A 22060-nucleotide genomic window follows, 5' to 3' on the forward strand; every position below is an offset into this window, starting at 1 on the left:
CGTTCTCGGCACGCCAGCTCACCCCGTCGACCGCGCGCACCTCGCGCGCCTTCGCACCGCGCCCCAGGGCGAAGCGCTTGGCCAGTTGTTCGACTTCGATCATCGGTCGGCCTTCGAGTAGCGCGAGGGGTCGGGCAGCGGCTTGGGGCGCGGCGCCGGCACAGGCGGCGGCAGCGGCGGCGTGCCGGGCGCCATCGGCAGCGCAAAGGCGGGCGGACGCGGCAGCTGGGCGGCACACTGCGCGTCGGCTGGCAGCGCGGCCAGCGCCGCGATCTCATCCTCGTTGTCGATGAAGCGGAACACCACGTCGCGCAGGCAACCCACGGCGATCGTGCCGTGGCCCGCATGCGGCACGACGACGTGGCGCGCCTTCGGGCCCAGCGCCTGCGCCACCCGCTCGGCGTGGCGCGGCGGCGTGACCGGGTCGTCGCCGCCCGACAGCAGCAGCGTCGGCGCCGGCGCCGGCGGCAAGGTGTAGAAGGCCGCCGGCACCCGGCCCAGCGGCCAGAGCTCGCACGCCTCGCGGTACTGCGCGAGCATCGCCTCGCCGAAGTCGGCGCCGGGTTGCTCGCCCCTCAGGGCCAGGCGGGGCATGTCCTCGCTGCAGACGACCGAGAAGTGCATGCCCATCGCCAGCTCCATCCCCTTGCCGCCGCCGCCGACCGCGGTCGCCAGGCCGACGATCGCGCCGTAGCGCCCGGCCGAGGCCTCGCTGATCGCCAGCGGCAGCGCGGCGGCCAGCGTCGGCGCATACAGCGGCAGCCGCACCAGGCCGAGCACGATGTCGCGCGTCAGCGTGAGACGCTCCTCGCGCCCGGTCACCGGGTGCAGCACCGCCACCTCGCGCGGCAGCGCACCGAGCACCGACTTCCACTGGGCGCGCAGGGAGGGGTAGCGCGCGTGGCAGCCGAGGTCGGCCTCGCATTCGCCGAGCAGCGCATCGAAGGCACGCTGCGCATCGGGCGAGAACGAGCCGGGCAGTGCCATGTCCGGCGGCGCGACGCCGTCGAGCACGGCCCGCCGCACGCTGCGCGGGAACTGCCGCATGTACTCGAGCGCGGCCCGGGTGCCGTAGGAGCCACCGACCAGGTTGAGCCGCGCGGCGCCCAGCGCCTGGCGCACCGCCTCGACATCGGCCACCGCGATCGTCGTCGTGAACTGGCGCAGGTCGCCGTAGGGCAGCTTCTGCAGCGCGTCGCGGCACTGCGCGAGCAGCTTGGCCTGTCGGGCCGGGTCGATGCTGTCGGCCACCGGGCGCGTCGGCGATTCGGGCTCGCAGGCCAGCGGGGCGCTGCGGCCGGTGCCGCGCTGGTCGACCAGAACCAGGTCACGCCGGTTCAGGAAGCGGGCGTACAGCCGCGACACCGGCCCGGCCAGCCCGATCGCGCTCTGGCCCGGGCCGCCGGCGAAGAACAGCAGGGGGTCCGGCTTCTTGTTGCGGGCGATCGCCGGCAGCACCGCCACGTGGATGTCGATCTGCGGCCCGTCGGCGCGCGCGGGGTCGAGCGGGCGGCGCAGCTTGCCGCATAAGGCGTCGTGCTCGACCCCCCTGAGCCGGCAGGGTTCGAGCACCAGCGTCGGCGCGGCCGCCTGCGCGGCCAGGCCCGGGCCCGCCCCGAGCCACAAGGCGGCACCGGCGGCCGCGGCCAGCCGACCCAGTCGCCCCGAGAGACAGCGAGCCAGGGTTCGCATCAATGCAGCAGGGCCGGCGCAAGCAGGCGCTGCAACTCGCCGCTGGCGATCAGCTTCTCGAGGTCGTTCGCGCCACCGACCAGCACCCCCTTGACGAACACCATCGGGAAGGTCGGCCAGCCGGTCCACATCTTCAGCGCATTGCGCCGTCGCCACTGGCTGAGGTAGCTGCCGTAGCCGAGGTAGTGGTAGGGCACGGCCGCCGCCTCGAGCAGGCGGCGGGCCTTGCGCGGAAACGGGTTGATGCCCATGCCGACCACGACCACCGTGTGCGCCGCGATCGCCTGCTGAACCTCGGCGACGATGTCCGCGTGGTGGCCCGCGATGCGCTCACGCACGGCGGGGTGGATCTGCTGCTCGGCAAGGACGGCGCGTGGCATGGGCGGGTGCGATGAAGCGGTCAGGCGGTGATGCAGCGCAATTTAACAGGCGCTTCCACCGCCCTTCGCGCGCCCCTCCACGCACGCAACCAACCACCAAGGAATTTGCGCGGATCCGGCTTTGCCGGTCCGCTGCAAAAAGCCCCCTTGGGGGGCAGCGACCGGAAGGGAGCGTGGGGGCCCCTTCACGCCCGTTTGAACACGCCCTCGCAGGCGATGCGTTGGGCATCGGCTGCAGGCAGCTTGGCGCACACCGGCGCGAGCTGCGCGCGCAGCCGCCCTAGCACGGCCTGGTGCTGGCCCTGGGCGTTCCAGGCCACGAGCTGGTCACCCAGCTTCTGCATCGAGCGCGCACTGCGCTCGTAGAACGCGCCCTGCTGGGCGCCGGCCTCCTGGATCAGGCGGGATGCGGTCTTCTCGATGCGCGCTTCGTCCTGTGGCGCCAGCTCGATCAGGCTGGTGAGGTAGGTCGCGCCCCACTGCAGCCGCGTGGCCGGGCCCTCGCTGCGCTCGTAGGCCTTCTCGTACCAGGCCAGCGCCTCGGCCTTGCGGCCCTGTTTCTTCGCGTTGCCGGCCAGCTGGCTCATCAGGTAGTAGGGCGAGTGGCTCTTGTCCAGGCTGGCCTTGAGCAGCGCGTCGCTATCCTTCCACAGCCCGGCTTCGCCGAGCAGGTAGGCGGCGGCGGTGATCACCGCCTGGCGCTCGTAGCCGTCGCTGATCTCGCGGTCGGCCTGCGCGGCCGCGGCGCGCGCCTGCTGCACCAGCGCGGGCGGCAGCCTCGGCGCGAGCGTGGCCTTGGCCTGATCCAGCCGCGCCAGATCGACCCGGCCGATCAGCGCCGACATGCGGTCCGCGCGCGAGAGCGTCGCATCGGCCTGCAGGCGCTGCAGCGCGGCGTCCAGCGCCTTGACCACCGCCTGGCGGTCGGCGCCTGGCGCCGGGGCCAGTGCCTTGGCGATCTCGGGTGCGGCATTGACCAGCACGTCCATCTGCGTGCGCGTGGCCACCGGGTCGGCCAGCAGCTTGAGCATCTGCGCGCGCAGCGTGGCATCGGCCTTGACACCCTGCCCCTCGTCGCTCGCCGCGAGCGATTTCAGGCGCAGCCGCGTCGCGGCTTCGGTCTCGCTGGCCGGGCAGCCGGCCGCCAGGGTGGCCAGCAGGCCGGCGCGCTCGTTCTCGGGCACGAGCTGCGCCTCGTCGGTGTCCCAGGAATAGAAGGCCAGCATGCGCCACTCGTTGGCGCTGACCGGCTTGCCGGCACGGGCCTCGGCCAGCACGGTCTTGACCGGGCGGCCACCGGCCAGGCCCATCTGCAGCACGTTCATCACCGCCGGCGCGTCGGCCTCGCCGGGCAGGCGGGTGATCTCGGCGCCGTCGGTGTTGAACAGGATCAGCGTCGGGTAGCCGCGCACCTTGAAGCGTGCGCCGAGCTTCTGCGCGCCCGGCAGGTCACCATCGATGCTGACCGCGACGAAGTTCTTCGAGCGCTCGATGAAATCCTGCCGGTTGAACAGCGTCGCCTTGAGCTGGTTGCACGGGGGGCACCAGCCGGCGCCCCAGTAGACCAGCACCGGCTTGTTCTCCGCCCTGCCCTGGGCAAAGGCGCGCTCGATGTCGACATCGGCGGCGGCAGGCAACCAGGCCACCTGCGGACCGCTGGCGACCGTGGCGGCGGCCGACGCCCCCCAGGTGGCAAGCGCCAGCGCCAGCACGGCGGCGGCCAGGGACGAGCGGGAGCGGGATGAACGAGTCGGCTTCATGGGCGCGGATTCTCCGGAGTCGAGCGGGGCCGCCCGCTCGTGGCGGGCCGCATCGCGCGATTGTGGTCCAGGCGGCGCGCCCGTCCCTCACCCGTGGGCTTGCACGCGCCGGGATCCCGGGCGCACGATCGGGCGCCTCGGCCAATCCCAGGGAGATTTCCATGCCAGTGCCCTCTTGCCCGCAAAGCCGGGCAGCGCGCCGCCGCCTGCTCGGCGGTGCGGCGGCCGGTCTGGCGCTCGTGCTGACCGGCCTGCCCGCCCAGGCGGCCGCGCGCAGCCGCGCGCGCTACCGGCTGGCCGGCGACTTCGGCGTGCCCGCCAACACCTTCGGCCTCGTGCCCTGGACCGTCACCGTGTTCCAGACCGGCAGCGACGTCACGCTGCAACCCGACGGCAAGGTGTTGATCAGCGCCAGCGGCCTGTACGAACTGGTCTTCTGCGCCGACTGGGACGCCAAATCCGGCAACGACATCGACCTGCGCAAGATCGGCATCCGCCGTCAGGCCCTCGGCCAGCCCGACGAGCCGATGGAAGCGCACGAGCGGCTCGGCTTCATCGACCTGCCCGGCTCGGACCCGCCGGCGATGGCGCGCTACCAGGGCGCCTGGGCGCCGCCGGCGCTCGGCCCGGGCCAGTTCGCCAGCACCGACGTCAGCGTGGCGCCGGCCGGCCTCGTGGCCCCGGGCGACACGGTCGTCGCCTCGCACACCTCGATCAGCAGCGCCAGGCTGGGCGACGAGGCGCTCACGGCGCTGATCGTGCACGCCAAGGTGATCGCGGCCGACACGGTGCGCGTGACGCTGTACAACCCCGGCGTCGCCGCCGGCATCGCCGTGCCGGCCGGGACCTTGCGCGTCGTCGCGATGAGCAGCGTGCGCACGCGCGGCTCGAACGGCGATGCCTGGATGCTGCTGCACACCGCCTCGACGCGGCTGGACACCGGCGACCGGGTCTACGGCCTGATCGAGCACAAGGTCGACGGCACGCTGCTGCAGGCCACCAAGAGCAGCTATCTGCAGATCGACCGGATCGGCTAGCCAGGTGGACCTGCGGCGCCCTCGTCCACCGGCCCCAGCCAGCCCTGCGGCGAATCCTCGTCGGGCGGCTCGGGCCGGGCGCGGGCCAGCGCCATCCAGACCGGAAACGGCAGCCGGAATGCGCGCCGCGGCGCCGGCCGCAGCACCTCCAGCGTGCTGAAGCCCGGCGCGTCGGCGGCGGTCGGGTGCGCCTGCATCACGCCGTAGACCTCGGGAATCTCTTCGGGGCGGCCGATGCCGGCCTGCAGCACGTACCAGCACTCGCCGCACAGCGCGCGGTAGGCCTCGCCCTTGGCCGGCCGCTTCAGGTCAGCCAGCAGGTCGGCGCGGCGCACCTTGACCTCGTGCACGATCGGCTCGACGTAGTCCTCCACGGTCGTGTGGCGGATCGAATAGACATCGGGCATCGCCATCGCCCAGCGCGTCACCGGCTGGACCGCACCACCCGGGCCCTGCACCTCGCCGGCGATCGGAGCGCGCAGGCTCAGGCCCCGCCAGACCACCCGGCCGGCCCGCTGCATCTCGACCGCCACGCGAGCGACCAGGGCCTCGTGCGCGTCGCGCGCGGCGCGGTTGCGATCCAGCGTCGCCGCGAGCACCTGGATGCCGGCGTCGGTCACCCGCAGCGTCTCGCGGCCCTGCGCATCGCGCAGCCGCTCCAGCCAGCCGGCGGCGAGCAGCTCGACCTCGACCAGGTCCTGGCAGGGCCAGCCGGCCGAGCGCCAGACCTCGCGCAGCCGACGCCGGTGCACGACGGTCAGGGCGGTCGGCGTCGGATTCATGCGCGCCCTCTCGCAGGGTGGGAGTGGCCCCCCGCCACCGGGTGCCCCATCACTCGGTGATCTGCACACCCTGCACGAAGGCCACGCGGCCCTTGACCTGCGCCGCCGCCTCGTTCGGCTCGGGGTAGTACCAGATCGCGTCCGGCTTCAGCTCGCCGTTGACCAGCAGGCTCAGGTAGCGCGCCTGGCCCATCCAGTTGCTCGCGCGGTGATTCGAGAAACTCGTGTACTCGCGCTTGAGCGCGGACTCGGGAAAGTAGTGTTCGCCCTCGACGATCACCGTGTCGTCGCTCTCGGCCACCACCACGCCGTTGAAGATCGCCTTCATGCCCATGCCTCGTTGTCGATGCCGGCGCCGCGGGCCGGCCACCGGGCATGCTACTGCGCCGCCCCGCGCCTGCCGCAGCCGGGGAATTCCCGACGCCAGCCAGCCGTACACACGAACCCTATACTGAACCGTTTCGATAGGTGACCGCACGATAACGACATGAGGGAGACGATGGCCCCCTCCGCCGATGCACGTCACCGCGCCCCCGGCGCGGTGCCGATCACTTTCGGCGAGGCCGAAACGCGCTGCTTCGGCTGGTACCACAGCCCGAGCGCACCGGCGCGCGCGACCGGTGTCGTGCTGTGCCGTCCGGTCGGCTACGAGGGCACCTGCGCCTACGAGACCTTCACCCAGCTCGCCGAACGCCTGGCCGACGATGGTTTCGCGGTGATCCGCTTCGACTATCACGGCACCGGCGATTCGATCGGCAGCGACGCCGACCCCGACCGCGTGGCCGCCTGGCAGGCCTGCATCGTCGCGGCGCTGGACGAGGTCGCACGCCTGGCCGGCAGTTCGCGCCTGGCGCTGTTCGGCGTGCGCATTGGCGCGACGCTGGCCGCCCAGGTCGCCGCCCGCCGCGGCGGTGTCGACAGCGTGGTCTGGTGGGCGCCCTGCCCAACCGGGCGCGCCTTCGTGCGCGAACTGCGCGCCGCCGGCACGCTGCGCGCGCATGCGCCGAGCCCCGAGGGCCCGAGCGGAGACGACCTGGAAACGCTGGGCACGCTCTACACCGCCCAGACCCTGCAAGACCTGCAGGCGCTCGATGCCAGGCCCGGTGCGGCGCGGCCTGCGCGGCGCGCCCTGTTCATCGGCCGCGACGACCTGCCCGGCGCCGGCCCGTTGCCGGCAGCCTACCGCGAGGCCGGCATCGAGACGACCGTCGTCGAATGGCCAGGCTACGCCGCGATGATGGCCGAGCCGCACGAGGCCGACGTGCCGCGCGAGACCATCGACGGCATCGTCGGCTGGCTGCGCGCCGGCGAGCCGGCCGAGCGCGGCTTCGTCCCCGGTGCGTCATCCCGGATCGAGCCGCCGATGCAGCGCGACGCCGTGTTCGGCGGCGTGCGCGAGCGGCCGCTGCTGTTCGGCCACGACCATGGCGACCGGCACAGCCTGTTCGGCATCCTCGCCGAGCCGGCCGACCTGGCCCAGGCCGGCGGCCGCAGCGAAACGGCGATCCTGATGCTCAACGTGGGCACCAACCACCGCGTCGGGCCGAACCGCCTGTACGTCAAGATGGCGCGCGCCTGGGCCGAGCGCGGCTACCGCTCGCTGCGCTTCGACCTGGCCGGCATCGGCGACAGCCGCACCGCCGCCGGCTACGCGCAGAACCGGCTGTACTCCAAGGGCTCGACGGTCGATGTCGGCGCCGCGATCGAGCGCCTGTCGGGCCTGGGCGTGCGCCGCTTCATCCTGGTCGGGCTGTGTTCGGGCGCCTATGTCGCTTTCCAGACCGCGCTGGCCGACCCGCGCGTGACCGGCCTGGTGCTGATCAACCCGCGCCGGCTCGACTGGGGCGAGGGCGAGACGCTGCAAAGTGCGATGCAGCGCAGCTACAAGTCCAGCCACTACTATCGCCGCGCGCTGCTGCAGCCGGCCACCTACCGCCGGCTGTTCGCCGGCGACATCGATGTGCGCGGCATCGCCGGCCGCCTGGCCACGCTGACCCGCGTGCGGGCCGAGCGCGCCACGCGCCGGCTGCTCGGCCGCGCGCCGGCCGAGGAGAACGTGCTGGCCAACATGCGGCTGCTCAGCGAGCGCGGCACCGACATCCTGCTGATCGTCGCAGAGACCGACGATGGCCTGGACTACCTCGAATACCACATCGGCCCGCGCGGCCGCCACATGCGCGGCCAGCCGAACTTCCGCATGCTGATGGTCGCCGGCGCCGACCACACGCTGTCACAGACGGACAGCCAGCAGCATGTGATCGAGGCCGTGCGCGAGCACCTGGACCATACCAGTTGATCCCACGCCCCCGGGGGGGCTCGCGCAGCGGACCGGCTGAGCCGGATCCGCGCACGCCACTTTGGGGGCGGCGGCTCCTGCGGAGCGCCTAGTCGGGTTGCGCGATGCGGTGGGCCGATTCGCATTCGGCGCAGACGTCCGCGCCCGGTTCCCGGCAAGGTTCCAGCGCCGCCGCCAGCGCTTCGATGAAGGCCCGCGTCTTGGCCGGCATCAGCCGGCGCTCGGGGAACACCGCCCAGGCCGGCACGGGTGCCGAATGCCAGCCCGGCAACACCCGCACCAACTCGCCGGCGCGCACCAGCGGTGCGGCGAAGAAGTCGCTCGACAGCGCCACACCCAGCCCGGCGCGCGCCAGCCGCAGCAGCATGGGGGGCGCGTTTGCCAGCATGCGGCGCGGCGGCAGCCCCTGCCAGCGCTCGATCTCGGATTCACCGGCCGACGCCCCCTCGCCGGGGCGCTCCAGCCGCCAGGGCATCGGCTCGCCACCCTGGCCGGCGATCAGCAGCCCGCGGCAGCCGCGCGCCGGGTCGACCAGCTGGTCCGGGTGCTCGACCGGCCCGTTGGCCGCCAGCCAGGCCGGCGAGGCGAACAGGCCGCCGGCGAACCAGGCCAGGCGGCGCGCCGCCAGGTGGCTGTCCTCGGGCAGCGTGCCCATGCGCAGCGCGAGGTCGTAGTTCTCGGCGACCAGGTCGACGCGGCGCGGCGACAGGTCCAGCTCCAGCGTGACCGCCGGGTGGTCGCGTACGAAGGCCTCGATCATGTCGCCCAGCGCGAGCATCGCGATGTCACCCGGCATCGACACGCGCAAGTGGCCGCTGGGCTGCGCTTGGCGGTGCTGCGCCAGCGCCAGCGCGCCATCGACCTCGGCCACGACCTGGCGCGCGTGCTCGAGCACCCCGGCGCCGAACTCGGTCACCGTCAGGCGGCGCGTCGTGCGCTGGATCAGCCGTTCGCCGAGTTGCGCCTCCAGGCCCGACAGCCGGCGCGACAGCGTCGATTTCGGCAGGCCCAGACGGTCGGCCGCGCGGGTGAAGCTGCCGGCCTCGGCCACGTGGGCGAACAAGGCCAGGTCATTGGGGTCGATGGCGGTGCTCATGGGTCTATTGTTCCACCAACGGAACACAGATGTGCATCGACATGGATTTATCCGCAAGGATGCGATCAATACAGTGCATCCATCGCGTCCCGGACGCCCCACCCGCCCTGAAAGGCCCGCCATGAACATCCTGCAAGTCAACTCCAGCGCCCGCGTGTTCGAGAACGACCAGGGCTCGCATTCGACCCGCCTGGCCAACGAGCTGGTCGCCGGCCTGCGCGCCGCCCAGCCCGGGGCCACGCTGACGGTGCGCGATCTGGCCCGCCAGCCGCACCCGGCGCTCGACGAAGCCGGCCTGGCCGCGCTGTTCACGCCGGCCGAGGCGCGCACCGCCGAACAGGCCGCGCGGGTCGCGCTCGACGACGCGCTGATCGCCGAGATCCAGGCCGCCGACCTCGTCGTGCTCGGCGTGCCGATGTACAACTTCGGCGTGACCAGCCAGCTGAAAAACTGGATCGATGCGATCGCCCGCGCCCGCGTGACCTTCCAGTACACCGAGAAGGGCCCCGTCGGCCTGCTGACCGGCAAGACCGTCTACGCCGTGCTGTCGCGCGGCGGCGTGCATCGCGACCAGCCGAGCGACAGCCAGGTGCCCTATCTTCGCGCTGTGCTCGGCTTCCTCGGCATGACCGACGTGCGCTTCGTCTATGCCGAAGGGCTGGGCATGGGCCCCGAGGCCGAGGCCCGCGGCCTGGCCGCCGCGCGCGCGGAGATTGCGCAGTGGCTGGCGCCGGCCGACGAAGCCGCGCTCGCTTGATGCCCCTCGGCCGGCCCGCCAGACGCCGGCCGAGGCACACTGCCGCTGAACACCGAAAGGCTGCCGCCATGACCACCACCCCCATGCTCGACTCGCCCGCCACCCCGCTCGCCCGGCCGCGCCGGGTCGAGCGCCTGGTGGTCGGCCGCCCGACCAGCGACGGCGCCGGCGTCAAGCTGACCCGCGTGCTGACGCAGGACCTGCAGCGCCGGCTCGACCCCTTCCTGATGCTCGATGCCTTCGGCTCGGACGATGCCGACGACTACATCGCCGGCTTCCCGAACCACCCGCACCGCGGCTTCGAGACCGTCACCTACATGATCGCCGGCCGCATGCGCCACCGCGATTCGGCCGGCCACGAGGGCCTGCTGAGCAACGGCGGCGTGCAGTGGATGACGGCCGGCCGCGGCATCATCCACAGCGAGCTGCCCGAGCAGGAGCAGGGCCGGATGGAAGGCTTCCAGCTCTGGCTCAACCTGCCCGCCAAGGACAAGATGGTGCCAGCCTGGTACCGCGACATCCCGGCCGGCGAGATCCCGCACTGGCGGGCGCCGGGGGTGGATGTGGGCGTGATCGCCGGCCACGCGGGCTCGGGCGACGGCGCGGTGGCGGGCGCGATGCAGCGCGAGCACACCGAGCCGTTCTACCTCGACATCCACCTCGACGCCGGCGCGCGCTTCCAGCAGCCGCTGCCGGCTGGCCACCATGCGTTCGTCTACGTCTACCGCGGCGAAGCGATGGTCGGCGAGACGGCGGTGCCGGCGCAGCGCATGGCCATCCTGACGCAGGACGAGGCGGCCGACGGCGTCGCGCTGGCCACGGGCGATCAGCCGGTTCGCGCCCTGCTGATCGCCGGCCGGCCGCTGCGCGAGCCGATCGCACAGTACGGCCCGTTCGTGATGAACAGCCAGGAGCAGATCTTCCAAGCCGTCGAGGACTTTCGCGCCGGCCGGCTGGGCTGAAAAAAACGGCGCGGGCCCCGCGGGCCACGCGCCGTTTCTTGGACAGGACGGTCCGGGCCGTCGGTCAGCGGCTGGGGCTCACGCGGGCGTACGCCCCGTTGACGCCGTCGAACATGAATACCGTGTAGACGCCCTTGGACAGCAGGCTCTGGTCGGTCAGCTCGTAGATCGTGCCTTGCGTCGGCGTCGAGATGTCGATCACGGCCGCGCTGCTGGCGGTCCGGTCGTCGAAGCTCGAAGCACTGCCGAACGGCAGGTCGCTCACCACGTCCGTCGCATCCACCGTCATCGACAGGTTCTGGCTGGCCAGTGTCGGCGCGGCGTGGATCAGGCGGATCTTGTACTTGGTGCTGACGGTCGGCAGGCGGTTGTCGTCGGCGATGACCTTCACCTGCGCGTCCGCGGCACTGCCGCCGGTGACAAGCAAGGTCAGGTCCGCACCCGCGGCCACCGTGACCGCCTGGTCGGCCAGCGCGGTGCCGTCGACCGAGGTGTGCAGCGTCAAGGCGCCCGCATTGAGAAGCACGTAGTCCTTGATGGTGAACGAACCGACATTGCTCCCCAGGATCGTGTCGCCCGCCGTCACGCTGACGCGCGAGAAGGTCGGCACCGTTGCCACCGCGGCCACCATGCGCACGCGCGCCTGGGTGTTCAGGTAAGGCGTCACGGCGCCATCCTGGATTACACCGATCGCATGTACCAGCACGCCGCCGGAGCCCGGCGCCATCACCAGCGTCAACACCTTGGTGCTGTCCAGCGTGATGCTGGGGATGTCGAGCCGCAGGTCCTCGGTGTCGCCGGCACCGGTCACGCGCAGGCGGTAGGTGCCTGACGCCACGCTGGAGAAGCCGCTCTGCGAGCCGGCGTCGACGCCGGAGGCGATGGGGGTCGACGACTCGAGCGACTCGTCGGTGCCGGTCAGGTAGACATCCAGCTCGCCCGCGTCGATCGCGGTGTTCAGCACGCTGACCTTGGTCTTGTTGCTGTCGGCGGCGCTCTCGTCATCGGTCATGATGACCGACTTCAGCGCGCCTTCCCAGCCGTAGGCGACGATCGTGTACTTCTTGCCCGAACCCAGCGAGCGGGTCTGGTTCAGCAGCTCGGTGGTCGAGCCCGCGGCCGTCAGCACATTGCTGACCTCGCCCGACTTGACGTTGGTGTAGTCGCTGCCGGCGCCGAAAGCCACATCGGAAGCTTCCACAGTGTCCGCTACGTACAGGTCGAGCGCGGCATAGCCGGGGCTGGCATTGACCAGCCGCACAGTGGCGTCGTTGCTGTCGCCGCCGCCGCAGGCGGTCAGCCACGCCAGGGGCAGGGCGGCCACGAGGCCGAGCAGGTGGCGTTTGTTCATGCGCATGGGTTGTCCAAGTCCTTCGGGTCGGCCGATGGTGAGCGGGCCGTGTTGCGAGAATGTTGCGGCCTGTAGCCGGCAGTAAGCCGCCGGGCGCCGCGCCCGGTTTCGAAACCGCGAGGATAACCGCTGCGCCGAACCCGCGGCCAGCGCCCGCCCGCGCCCGGCCTGAACGCGAGTTTCGCGGCATCGGTCACGCTGGTGCCGCCAGCGTGCGCTGCCGCGCTCATCGGGCCGGCCGCCCGCTGCTGTCGCTGTTCGGCTAGGGTTTCCTGCAGCCGCCCTTGACCAGGCAGGCGCGGTAGCCCGGCAGGCGCTTGAGCAGGAACATCGAGCGGCTGGCCACGGCATCCTCGGCGAAGTCCGAGAACACGCCGTCCACGCCGAGCGAGAAGAAGCGCTGGTACTCGTTGCTCGGCGCCGCCAGGTCTTCCAGCGGCAGGCGCGAGGGCTCGCTGCGGAAGGTGTACGGGTGCACCAGCAGGCCGCGCGCATGCGCATCGGCCACCACCGTGCCCGCCGGCAGCACGGTGCGGTCCGCCTCGTTGACCAGGCCGTCGCCATTGGCGTCCTGGCAGGCGCCGGCGACGATGGCCTTGCAGGCGGTCGACTGCAGGTAGTACTTCCACGGGCCCACGCCGTCGGCATAGGTGGCGACCTCGGCCAGGCCCGCCGGCGTCAAGAGGTCGCTGAACAGCCCTTGCCGGCCCGAGACGACCCAGTCGTACGGCTTGTCGTAGGGCGGCGTGAAGTCCAGCGTGCCGTCGGGGTTCAGGTCATTGGCGTCGACCAGCTGGACCAGGTGCACCTTGGTCTTGGCGCGCAGCTCACGCAGGTTGGCCGTCTCGAAACTCTGGATGAACACCGGCGCGGCGCGGTCGTTCCAGCCGGCCAGCGTCAGCTCGTCGAGCAGCTTGTCCTCCAGCGGCAGGCCCAGGCTCTTGTGGTACGTGGGGTGCTTGGTCTCGGGGTAGATGCCGATCGTGCGGCCCTTCTCCAGCGTCTTGCGCTTGACCAGCAGGATCACCTCGCGCAGCGTCGGGATCTTGTAGGCGCCGTCGAAGCCATGGTCGCGCTGCGCCATCGGCTGCACCGCGCGCAGCTCCTTGATCTCGGCGAGCGTGAAGTCGCTGGCGAAGAAGCCCTCCTCGGCCACGCCGTCGATCAGCGCCACGCGCTTGCGCGACGCGAACTTCGCAATGTCCTTCACGTTGGTCGTCGCGATCAGGTTCGGCTCGTGGCGGGCGATCAGCACACCGTCCTTGGTCGACACCAGGTCGGGCTCGACGAAGTCTGCACCGAGCTCGATCGCCAGGGCATAACCTTCCAGCGTGTGGTCGGGCAGATGGCCCGCCGCGCCGCGGTGGCCGATGACGAGCGGCGGGCCGGCGAGCTGCGGCAGGGCCGCACCGGCAGGCAGCGAGATGAGCGCGGCGCAGGCCGCCAGCGCGGCGGCGGCCCAGCGCAGCGCGCGGGTCGGGGAATCGTTCATGGGCGGGCCTCCGGAGGTGGACAGGGCCCGCCACCTTACGGCCGGGGCGTGACAGCCACTTGACCCCGGCATGAGCGAGTTGTGACAAGAAATGACCGGTGCCAGCCCGTTTGTTCCTGCCCTTGTCGATCGGCCGCCCCACGCAGACTCATGCCCATGTTCCGGGCACGTCGACCCGGCCGGAGGGTCACCATGAAACCCAGCTACACGCCCCGTTCGATCCACGCCTCGCCGCGCCCCGAGCTGCCGCCCCTGACCTGGCCAGCGCCGCTGGATGCCTTGCCCCCGCAGCGCATCACCAAGGCGCCGGAAAGCCGGGGCTGGGCCGACACCCAACCCCTGACGGTCAGCCTCGAGCGCGAGCTGTTCGAGATCGAGCGCGGCACCGCATTCGAGGAATCGCTCAACGGCCTGCAGGTGCGCGAGCTGATCGGCAGCCGCCTGTTCGAGCGCCTGTTCGGAAAGAATTAGCGGCGGCTCCTGCGGAGCGCCGCGGGGTGCTATGAGCCGAAGGGCTTGACGCCGATCCAGGCGGCGTGGGCCCAGAAGGCGAAGGCAGCCCAGGCCACCACACCGGCCACCATCGCGATCAGCGTGCGCCCGGGCTGCACCGCCACCTCGACCCGGCCGCGCCGCCGCGCACTGCGGTAGGCCAGCACCGCCCACACCAGGAAGCCGCCGAACAGCAGCACGTCCGCCAGCGTGTTGTTGGCCAGCAGGTGCGCGAAGGCCCACAGCTTGGTGCCCAGCAGCATCGGGTGCTGCAGCCTGGCCTGGATCGCGTTGCCCTTCACCTGGGCGGCCGCGAGCAGGATGAAGGCGATCAGCGTCAGCGGCCCGGCCAAGTGGCGCAGCGCCACCGGCGTCGTCCACAGCACGACCGGCTGCTGCCGCGCCTGCCCGTAGCCCCAGACCAGCAGCACGAAGCCGGCCAGCGAGGCCAGCGCGTACGTGCCCTTCCAGGCGCGCTCGCCCAGGCGCGCGATCTGCGCCTCGCGCCAGGCCGGCGCCACGATGCGCGTCGAGTGCACGCCGAGAAACAGCACCAGGCCGAGGATCAAGGGCGTCATGTCAGACTCGCTCGTGTCGTGGCAAATGGGCGCCATTGTGGCGCGGAGCGAGCATGGAGCGAACGATTCACTGGGAGGACTTCGAGGTCGGCCAGACGCGCCCCTACGGGCCGCTGGTGGTCACGCGCGAGGCGATCATCGAATTCGCCCGCCAGTGGGACCCGCAGCCCTTCCACCTCGAAGACGCGGCGGCGGCAGGCTCGCTGTTCGGCCGCCTCGCGGCCAGCGGCTGGCACACCTGCGCGATGACGATGCGGATGCTGTGCGACGCCTACCTGCTGCGCTCGGCCAGCCTGGGCAGCCCGGGGGTCGAGAACCTGCGCTGGCTGCAGCCGGTCTACGCCGGCGACACGCTCAGCGGCAGCCTGACGGTGCTTGAGGCGCGCGCCAGCGAAAGCCGGCCGGCCATGGGCCTGGTGCGCTCGCGCTGGGTCACCGTCAACCAGCTCGGCCAGCCTGTGCTGACGATGGAGGGCTGGGGCATGTTCCGCCGCCGCGCCGCGGCAGACTGACATGGCAGCGCCTTCCTGCCATACTGCCCCGGCCGCCCGCCAGCCGCCGCAAGACGACCCGGCATGCCTGCAGCCCTGACCATCAGACTCTGCGCCCTCCTCACGCTGCTCCTGCCCGCCGCGCTGCTCGGCGCGCCGGCGGCACGGGCCCAGCCCGGTACGGCCGCGCCGGCACCGATCTCGCTGCGCATCGTCGGCGGGCTGGCCGGCATCAACCAGTTCACCCACCAGGAAGAGCCCTTCTGGACGCAGGAGTTGCCGCGCCTGTCCGGCGGCCGGCTGCGGGCCGACATCGTCGCCTTCGACCGTGCCGGCATCCGCGGGCAGGACATGCTGCGCCTGGTGCAACTCGGCGTCGTGCCCTTCGGCACGGTGCTGGTGTCCTTGTCCGCCGTGACCGACCCGCTGATCGGCGCGCCGGACCTGGCCGGCCTGAACCCCGACATGGCCGCGCTGCGCCGCAACACGGTGGCCTACCGGCCCTTTCTCGAGAAGACCCTGCGCGAGCGCCATGGCGTCGAGCTGCTGGCGGTCTACGTCTACCCCGCGCAGATGCTGTTCTGCAAGCGACCGCTGGCCGGCCTGGCTGATTTGGCCGGCCGCCGCGTGCGCACCTCCAGCCCGACCCAGGCCGACTGGATCGAGGCGCTGGGGGCCAAGCCCGTCGCGCTGCCGTTCGCCGAACTGGTGCGGGGCTTGCGCGCCGGCAGCGCCGAATGTGCGCTGACCGGCAGCATGTCGGGCTACACGATCGGCCTGCACCAACAGACCGAGCACCTGTACACGATGCCGGTCACCTGGGGGATGTCGATCTTCGCCGCCAACGGCAACGCCTGGGCCGCGCTGCCGGCCGATCTGCGCATGATGTTGAAGCAGGAGCTGCTGCGCCTGGAGCAGTCGATCTGGGCCGACGCCGAGCGCGAGACGGGCGAAGGCGTGCGCTGCCTGACGGGCGCCCAGGCCTGCGGCGGCCCGCCGGGCGACATGAAGGCGCTCGCCCCCAGTGCGGCGGATGACCAGCGCCGCCGCGCCATCCTGACCGGCACCGTGATCGCCCGCTGGGTGCAGCGCTGCGGCAGCGCCTGTGCCGACGCCTGGAACCAGACGATCGGGCCGGTCAGCGGAGTGGAAGCCAAGGCCCGATGAGGTGGCGGCCGTGAACCCGCCGAAGCGCGCGCAATGGATCATCGCCGCCTTCGTGGCGGTCTTCGTCGGCACGGTGCTGATGGCCGCCGCGGCGCTGATCGGCAGCGCCGAGCGCGAGGCGCTGGACGAGGCGCGCCAGCGCGCCGAGCGCTTCATCGCCGGCGCCGAGGCCTCGCTGAACCGCACGATGCTCGGCATCGACGTCATGCTGGCCGGCACCGAGGCGCTGCTGCGCCCGCACCGGCTGGCCAATGGCAGCTACGACGTCGCCGGCACCCAGGCCCAGCTGCGCACCACGATCAGCCAGAACCTGCTGGTGCGCGACCTGGTGCTGCTTCACGCCGACGGCACGGTGCTTGCGGCGGCGCAGCCCGACAGCGCGCGCCTGGGCCTGCCGCTGCCGGCCGGCTTCGTCAGCGAGGCCATGGGCCGGCCTTCGCCGCAGCTCGTCATCAGCGCGCCGCTGGTCAACTTCGTGACCGCCGAGCGGATGATCTACTTCGCCCGCCCGGTGGACCTGGGCGGCCTGCGCGTGCTGGCCGTGGCCGAGGTGCCGGCCGCGCTGATCGCCGGGCTGATGTCGCAGGCCGCCGACATCGACGGCCTGGTCGCGACGCTCGAGCGCGACGACGGGGAGCTGCTGGTCAGCGTGCCGCCGCACGATGCGCTGGTCGCCCAGCGCCTGCCCGCACCGCTGGGCGACGCCGCGCCGAGCGGCCACGCCGAGCGCGCGCCGGCGCGCATCGGCGGTGCCCCGGCGCTGGTGGCCGTGCGGCCGGTGCTGTACCGGCCGCTGCTGGTGGCGGCGTCGATCCCGATCGAGGCCGCGCTGGCCGACGTGCACGAGCAGCGCCGCTTCGTCGTCGCGGCGACCTCGCTGTTCCTGCTGATGGTCGTCGGCGCCGGCGCCTTCGCCCACTGGCACCTGGGCCGGCTGGCCGAGGCGCGCGCGGAGCTCGACCGCAGCAAGACGATGCTCGACCAGGCGCTGGCCTCGATGGCCGACGGCATGCTGCTGTGCGACGCGAATGACCGCGCCGTGGTCTGGAACCCGCGCTTTCTCGAGATCTACCCCTGGCTGGCCGACGTGATCGCACCGGGCGTGCCGTTCGAACGCCTGGCGCTGGTCGGCGTCAACGCGCTGATGCCCGACGCCGCACCCGAGGACCAGCAGGGCTGGGTGCAGCGCCGCCTGGCGATCCACCGCACCGAGGACGGCCAGCACGAGCAGGTGCTGCCCGACGGGCGGGTCATCCACGCGGTCGAGCGCCACACCGCCGACGGCGGCGTGATCACCGTCTACCACGACGTGACCGCCGCCGAGCACGCGCTGGGGCGGGCCAAGGCCGAGGCCGAGGCGGCGAACAAGGCCAAGTCGCGCTTCCTGGCCTCGATGAGCCACGAGATCCGCACGCCGCTGAACGCCGTGCTCGGCATGAACGGGTTGATGCTGACCACCTCGCTGACACCCGAACAACGGCGTTATGCCGAGCTGATCCGCAGCTCGGGGCAGACGCTGCTGGCACTCATCAACGACATCCTCGACCTGTCCAAGGTCGAGGCCGGCCGCATGGATCTGGAGATCGTCGAATTCGATCCGCTGGTCACCGTCAACGAGGTGGTCTCGCTGCTGACGGTGCGGGCCGAGGGCAAGGGCCTGTCCCTCGAGATGAACGCCGCGCCCGGCCTGCCCCGGCTGCTGCGCGGCGACCCGAGCCGGCTGCGCCAGATCCTGTTCAACCTGATCGGCAACGCGCTGAAGTTCACCAGCCAGGGCCGCGTCGACGTCGAGCTCACGCACCGCCCGCTGCCCCGGCGGCGCGTCGAGCTGATGATCGCCGTGCGCGACACCGGCATCGGCATCGATGCCGAGACGCTGCCGCGCCTGTTCCGCCACTTCAGCCAGGGTGACTCGAGCACCGCGCGCCGCCACGGCGGCAGCGGCCTGGGGCTGGCGATCAGCCACGAAATCGTCGAGCTGATGCATGGCCACATCGAGGTGCACAGCAAGCCCGGCGTGGGCAGCACCTTCCGCGTCTCGCTGCCGCTCGAGGTGGTGCAGCCCGGCCCCGCGGCGGCCGAGGCCACCGGCCCGGTGGCGGACGAGCCGGCCGCTTCGCCGCAGGCGGCGCGGCGCATCCTGGTGGCCGAGGACAACGGCGTCAACCAGATCCTGATCAAGGCCATGCTCGACCACCTCGGCCACTACAGCGACATCGTCGCCGACGGTTTCGAGGCGGTGCGCCAGGTGCAGGCGGCCAACTACGACCTGGTCCTGATGGACATCCAGATGCCCGGCATGGACGGCGAGGCCGCCACGCGCGCGATCCGCGCGCTGCCGAGCGCCGTCTCGCACATCCCGATCGTCGCGATGACGGCCAACGCGATGGTCGAGGAGCGCGCCGCCTACCTGGCGGCCGGCATGAACGACCACGTGGCCAAGCCGCTCGAGCTCGGCCGGCTGGCCGCCGTCATCTCAAGAGTGGCCTGAAGCGGCGCGGTCGGCCTCGTCGGCATCGAGCAGCGTCTGCAGGCAGTGCTCGCGAATGCCGTAGAAGGCCTTGATCTCGTCGATCTCGGCCAGCAGCGCCGCCTGGCGGGCGGCCGTGAGCGGCTGGCGCCGGCGCACCGCGAGGATCATCTTGTTCTTGCTCGTGTGCTCCAGCGCGACGAACTCGAACACCTGCGCGTCGTAGCCGTTTGCCTCGAGCAGCAGTGCGCGCAGGCTGTCGGTCACCATCTCGGCCTCCTGGCCGAGGTGGATGCCGTGGCGCAGCATCGGCCGCAACACCGTGGGCAGCTTCAGCTGCGGGCGGATCTGCTTGTGGCAGCACGGCGAGCTGAGGATCACGGCCGCACCGGCGCGGATGCCGGTGTGCAGCGCGTGGTCGGTGGCGGTGTCGCAGGCGTGCAGCGCGATCATCACGTCGATGTGGCCGGGCACGACGCGGCTGACGTCGCCGCACTGGAACTCGAGCCCGGCCATGCCGCAGCGCCGGGCCGCGTCGTTGCACAGGTCGACCAGCTCCTGGCGCAGCTCGACGCCCAGCGTGTGCGTCGGCCAGCCGCGGCCGCCGGCACGGTCGCTTTCAGGGTGAACTGGCTCTGCCAGGCACCCTGACCCCCCGCGGGGGGTGGGCCGGGCTGGCCCGGACCTGGGGGCGCTCAGAAGGTGGTGCGTCGCGAAGGTGAGGTAACCCTTGCCGGCGCCGAAATCCACCACCTGCAGCGGCGCCGCCTCGGCCGGCGCGGTGCCCTGTGCCAGGCCCGCCTCGTCCAGCGCATGGTCGAGCACCTCGACGAACTTGTTGATCTGCTTCCACTTGCGCGCCATCGCCGGCACCAGCGCGCCCCCGCGGTCGACCACCCCCAGCGCCTGCAGGAAGGGCGCCTCCAGCGCCAGCAGCCGGCGCTTGCTTCGCTCGTGGCCGCGCGCCCCGCCTGCCGCGCCAGGCTCCCCGGCCGGCTCGTCGCCCGCCGCCACGCGCGAGCGCCGCAGCGCGTTGCGGCCGCGCTTGCTGACCAACAATTGCAGCTCTTCGTCGGCCGTGAACAGGTGGCCGTGCGACAGGCTCGTGCCGAGCAGCGCCTCCAGCCGGGCCTGCGCTTCGGCCAGCGGCAGGTTCTCGGTCAGGTCGCGCGTCTTGTGCTGGTGCACGAGTTGCAGGCAGGCCGTGCCTTTCAGGTCGATGCGCCGGGCGCTGACACGCAACAGGCCCTCGGCGCCGCTGCGCGGCTTGGCCAGCACCAGCTTGCGAAAGCTGCCGTCGGCCAGGCTGGCGGCGAGCGCCTCGAAGAAACGCGCGCGCCGGGCCAGATCGGCCAGCGCGTCACGCTCGGTCAAGGTCGCGGTGTCGCCGTTGGCGTCGGCGGTGAGGTCGGAATCGTTCATGCAGTCGGGATGCAGCCGGTGCGGGATTGTCCGCCACGGGTTTGTCCCCCCAACTCGAAGCGCACACGGCGGCGCATCGACACTTATGATGTAACAACAACAATGTGCGAGCCTGGAGGGAGGCCGCCCAGTCGTTCGTTCGTTGCGGGCTCGTGCCCCCGAGCGTGCTCGGCACCAGCGGCAACGGATCTCGACGCGTGCATCGCGTCCACATGCCGTGACCCTGACCTCGATCTTGGCCCACCCCGCCCCGCGCTCCCGCGCCGCCTCGGCTGCGCCGCTCGACGCCGGCCTGCCGTTGGCGGCCAGCGCGGCCGAGCCGACCCCGCCGCGCTGGCGCATCGCCCTGGCAGCGGGCCTCGGCGCGGCCGTCGGTGCCAGTGTCGGCGCCGCCGTGGGGCTGGCGCTGCCGTCCGGCCCTGGTGGCGCGGTGTTCGGGGCAGTGCTGGGCGCCGCGGTCGGCGGCCTGCTGGCGCCGCTGCTGGCCACCCCTGCCGAGCCGCTGCCGCCGGCCGACGCCTTCGTCTCCACCCTCGACCCGGTCACCGGCCTGCCGACCCGCACCGAATTCCTGGCCCGCGTGCAGGCCGAGCGCGACGCCGGCGAGCCCACGGCGCACCGTCCGCGCGCGCTGCTGCTGCTCGGCCTTGATCGGCTGCGCTCGCTCAATGACAGCCTGGGCCACGAGATCGGCGACCTCTGGCTGCACGAAGCCGGCATGCGCCTGACCGAGGCCTTCGACCCGCCGGCGCTGATCGCCCGCCTGGCCAACGACGAGTTCGTGCTGCTCGCGCCGGCCCAGCCGCTGCGCGCCGACGACGCCGCGCTGGCCAGCCTGGGCGAGGCGCTGCTGCACCGCGTGCGCCGGCCCTTCTTCGGCAACGGCGGCGAACACCACCTGACCGCCAGCGCCGGCGCCACCTGGCTCGCCGACGGCAAGCCGATCGACCAGGCGCTGCGCGAGGCCGATCTGGCGCTGCGCCGCGCCAAGCGCGCCGGGCGCGACTGCGTGCGGGTGTTCGAGCCTTCGATGCAAGCCGAGCACGACGAGCGCGGCCGCCTGCTGGCCGCGCTGCGGCACGCGGTGCCGGCACAGGAGTTCCGCCTGCACTACCAGCCGCAGGTCGACCGCCAGGGCCGCGTCGTCGGCGCCGAGGCGCTGCTGCGCTGGGAGTCGGCCGAGCTCGGCCCCATCCCGCCGGGGCGCTTCATCCCGCTGGCGGAGGAATCAGGCCTGATCGTGCCGATCGGCCGCGCCGTGATCCGCGATGCCTGCGGCGTGCTGGCCTGGTGGGCCCAGGACCCGGCCACCGCCCGCCTGACGCTGTCGGTCAACGTCAGCCCGCACCAGTTCCAGCACCCCGGTTTTGTCGAGGAGGTGCGACTGGCGCTGCAGACCGCCGGCGTCTCGCCCAGCCTGCTGAAGCTGGAGGTGACCGAGAACGCCATCATCTCCGACATGCCCGTGGTGCAGGCCCACATGCAGGCGCTGCGCGAGCTCGGCGTGTGCCTGAGCCTGGACGACTTCGGCATCGGCTACTCGAGCCTGAACTACCTGAAGCACCTGCCCCTGTCGCAGCTGAAGATCGACCAGGTCTTCGTGCGCAACATGCTGACCGACCCGCGAGAGGCGGCCTTGGTGCGCACGGTCATCGCCCTGGCCCGCGACCTCACGCTCGAACTGGTCGCCGAGGGCGTCGAAACCGCCGAGCAGCGCGAGATGTTGAGCGACATGGGCTGCGGCGTCTACCAGGGCTATCTGTTCGGGCGGCCGGTGCCGCTGGAGGCGTTGTGCGTGGTGCAGTGAGGGCGCGGCTCACACCCCGGCCAGTTTG

The 22060-nt window shown here is 72.2% G+C and carries 19 protein-coding genes; 9 read left to right on the forward strand and 10 right to left on the reverse strand.

Features of this window, described 5'->3' with window-relative positions:
* Window positions 1–99 precede the first annotated feature (99 nt).
* The 3 genes from VJ693_RS03125 to VJ693_RS03135 all read right to left on the reverse strand — a co-directional run bounded on the left by VJ693_RS03125 (window position 100) and on the right by VJ693_RS03135 (window position 3832).
* Entirely contained in the window at window positions 100–1692 is a 1593-nt protein-coding gene (locus VJ693_RS03125) for an alpha/beta hydrolase (RefSeq protein ID WP_324152008.1), read from the reverse strand.
* Entirely contained in the window at window positions 1692–2072 is a 381-nt protein-coding gene (locus VJ693_RS03130) for a glutaredoxin domain-containing protein (protein ID WP_324152009.1), read from the reverse strand. Before VJ693_RS03130 ends, VJ693_RS03125 begins: the two co-directional genes overlap by 1 nt.
* 185 nt (window positions 2073–2257) lie before the next feature.
* A complete protein-coding gene (locus VJ693_RS03135; RefSeq protein WP_324152010.1) occupies window positions 2258–3832 on the reverse strand; it encodes a thioredoxin family protein in 1575 nt (524 codons plus the stop codon).
* Between the two features lie 161 nt (window positions 3833–3993).
* Here VJ693_RS03135 and VJ693_RS03140 point away from each other — a divergent pair, with 161 nt between their 5' ends.
* Window positions 3994–4869 (forward strand): hypothetical protein, encoded by an 876-nt coding sequence (locus VJ693_RS03140; protein ID WP_324152011.1) that lies wholly within the window; start codon window positions 3994–3996, stop codon window positions 4867–4869.
* Here the strand turns inward: VJ693_RS03140 and VJ693_RS03145 are convergent.
* Entirely contained in the window at window positions 4866–5651 is a 786-nt protein-coding gene (locus tag VJ693_RS03145; protein WP_324152012.1) for a hypothetical protein, read from the reverse strand. The genes VJ693_RS03140 and VJ693_RS03145 overlap by 4 nt on opposite strands.
* 49 nt (window positions 5652–5700) lie before the next feature.
* Window positions 5701–5979 (reverse strand): DUF427 domain-containing protein, encoded by a 279-nt coding sequence (locus VJ693_RS03150; protein WP_324152013.1) that lies wholly within the window; start codon window positions 5977–5979, stop codon window positions 5701–5703.
* 171 nt (window positions 5980–6150) lie between these two features.
* Between VJ693_RS03150 and VJ693_RS03155 the strand changes: the two genes are divergently transcribed.
* Entirely contained in the window at window positions 6151–7947 is a 1797-nt protein-coding gene (locus VJ693_RS03155; RefSeq protein ID WP_324152014.1) for an alpha/beta hydrolase, read from the forward strand.
* 88 nt (window positions 7948–8035) lie between these two features.
* Here VJ693_RS03155 and VJ693_RS03160 read toward each other — a convergent pair whose 3' ends face one another.
* Entirely contained in the window at window positions 8036–9043 is a 1008-nt protein-coding gene (locus VJ693_RS03160; protein WP_324152015.1) for a LysR family transcriptional regulator, read from the reverse strand.
* A 121-nt stretch (window positions 9044–9164) separates the two neighbouring features.
* On the opposite strand from VJ693_RS03160, the gene VJ693_RS03165 reads away from it, so the two are divergent.
* Both VJ693_RS03165 and VJ693_RS03170 read left to right on the forward strand, forming a co-directional pair.
* The gene (locus VJ693_RS03165) at window positions 9165–9800 is read left to right on the forward strand and encodes an FMN-dependent NADH-azoreductase (RefSeq protein ID WP_324152016.1); all 636 of its coding nucleotides are present in this window, start codon (window positions 9165–9167) and stop codon (window positions 9798–9800) included.
* Between the two features lie 68 nt (window positions 9801–9868).
* The gene (locus VJ693_RS03170; RefSeq protein WP_324152017.1) at window positions 9869–10762 is read left to right on the forward strand and encodes a pirin family protein; all 894 of its coding nucleotides are present in this window, start codon (window positions 9869–9871) and stop codon (window positions 10760–10762) included.
* 64 nt (window positions 10763–10826) lie between these two features.
* On the opposite strand, the gene VJ693_RS03175 is transcribed toward VJ693_RS03170, so the two are convergent.
* Complete coding sequence (locus tag VJ693_RS03175; protein ID WP_324152018.1) at window positions 10827–12119, reverse strand: DUF4397 domain-containing protein; 1293 nt, start codon at window positions 12117–12119, stop codon at window positions 10827–10829.
* A 256-nt stretch (window positions 12120–12375) separates the two neighbouring features.
* Complete coding sequence (locus VJ693_RS03180) at window positions 12376–13605, reverse strand: glycerophosphodiester phosphodiesterase (RefSeq protein WP_324152019.1); 1230 nt, start codon at window positions 13603–13605, stop codon at window positions 12376–12378.
* Between the two features lie 192 nt (window positions 13606–13797).
* On the opposite strand from VJ693_RS03180, the gene VJ693_RS03185 reads away from it, so the two are divergent.
* On the forward strand, window positions 13798–14076 hold the full coding sequence (locus VJ693_RS03185) for a hypothetical protein (RefSeq protein ID WP_324152020.1): 279 nt from the start codon (window positions 13798–13800) through the stop codon (window positions 14074–14076).
* Between the two features lie 29 nt (window positions 14077–14105).
* On the opposite strand, the gene VJ693_RS03190 is transcribed toward VJ693_RS03185, so the two are convergent.
* Window positions 14106–14675 carry an NnrU family protein gene (locus VJ693_RS03190; protein ID WP_324152021.1) on the reverse strand — a complete coding sequence of 190 codons (570 nt, stop codon included), beginning with the start codon at window positions 14673–14675 and terminating at the stop codon, window positions 14106–14108.
* A gap of 53 nt (window positions 14676–14728) precedes the next feature.
* Here VJ693_RS03190 and VJ693_RS03195 point away from each other — a divergent pair, with 53 nt between their 5' ends.
* From VJ693_RS03195 to VJ693_RS03205, 3 genes are all read left to right on the forward strand, one after another.
* Window positions 14729–15187 carry a MaoC family dehydratase gene (locus VJ693_RS03195; RefSeq protein WP_324152022.1) on the forward strand — a complete coding sequence of 153 codons (459 nt, stop codon included), beginning with the start codon at window positions 14729–14731 and terminating at the stop codon, window positions 15185–15187.
* Between the two features lie 63 nt (window positions 15188–15250).
* Window positions 15251–16333 (forward strand): TRAP transporter substrate-binding protein, encoded by a 1083-nt coding sequence (locus VJ693_RS03200; protein WP_324152023.1) that lies wholly within the window; start codon window positions 15251–15253, stop codon window positions 16331–16333.
* Between the two features lie 10 nt (window positions 16334–16343).
* Complete coding sequence (locus tag VJ693_RS03205) at window positions 16344–18824, forward strand: ATP-binding protein (RefSeq protein WP_324152024.1); 2481 nt, start codon at window positions 16344–16346, stop codon at window positions 18822–18824.
* On the opposite strand, the gene VJ693_RS03210 is transcribed toward VJ693_RS03205, so the two are convergent.
* Window positions 18810–20225 (reverse strand): SAM-dependent methyltransferase, encoded by a 1416-nt coding sequence (locus VJ693_RS03210; RefSeq protein ID WP_324152025.1) that lies wholly within the window; start codon window positions 20223–20225, stop codon window positions 18810–18812. The two genes, VJ693_RS03205 and VJ693_RS03210, sit on opposite strands and share 15 nt — an antisense overlap.
* A 235-nt stretch (window positions 20226–20460) precedes the next feature.
* Between VJ693_RS03210 and VJ693_RS03215 the strand changes: the two genes are divergently transcribed.
* Window positions 20461–22032, forward strand: coding sequence for a bifunctional diguanylate cyclase/phosphodiesterase (locus tag VJ693_RS03215; protein WP_324152026.1), 1572 nt, complete (start codon window positions 20461–20463; stop codon window positions 22030–22032).
* Window positions 22033–22060 lie beyond the last annotated feature (28 nt).

The sequence above is a fragment of the Ideonella sp. genome (genome assembly GCF_035254525.1).
Lineage (GTDB): Bacteria > Pseudomonadota > Gammaproteobacteria > Burkholderiales > Burkholderiaceae_C > Ideonella.